The sequence below is a fragment of the Gluconobacter sp. P1D12_c genome (assembly GCF_018812105.1).
Lineage (GTDB): Bacteria > Pseudomonadota > Alphaproteobacteria > Acetobacterales > Acetobacteraceae > Gluconobacter > Gluconobacter oxydans_A.
Genome location: NZ_JACSIQ010000372.1, coordinates 1 through 485 on the forward strand (window position 1 = coordinate 1; position 485 = coordinate 485).

Sequence of the window (485 nt, forward strand, 5' to 3'; positions counted from 1 at the left end):
GTTCCCAAGTTGAAGCTTCACGACACGGGATGCCAGGCTGTCGCCAATAAGCCGTGCATAAGGGACAGAGCGGGCCAGTCGATCAAGCTTTGGTACGACCAAAGTATCGCCACTACGAACAGCCGCCAGTGCCTGGTCAAGGCCGGCCCTTTCCCGGTTCGTGCCGGTGAAGAACTTGTCGGTGTAAATACGATCGGCAGAAACACCGAGTTTGAGCAGTTCCTGATGCTGGGCCGCGAGATCCTGTTTGTCCGTCGAGCAGCGGGCATAGCCGATCATTATGTGTGTCATACGGGAAAGTGTAACGTATAAGGCCCCATGACTGCAAAACATATGGTACCACCTTTATGAGACACAGCACACGGCTGTATTCCATGACGTGTTGCACTTGTCCGGGACAGTCCGTCCAACGATCCCCTTCCGGACACATGAAGGAGACATCCGATCATGGCGCGGCGCCGTCTTCTGACCCGTGAAGCTCTCGC

At 55.7% G+C, this 485-nt stretch carries 1 protein-coding gene; it reads right to left on the reverse strand.

Going from position 1 to position 485, the window contains the following annotated elements:
• On the reverse strand, window positions 1-291 hold a 291-nt coding region (locus tag KP705_RS17230), incomplete at its 3' end, for a recombinase family protein (protein ID WP_215765157.1).
• Window positions 292-485: the final 194 nt, after the last annotated feature.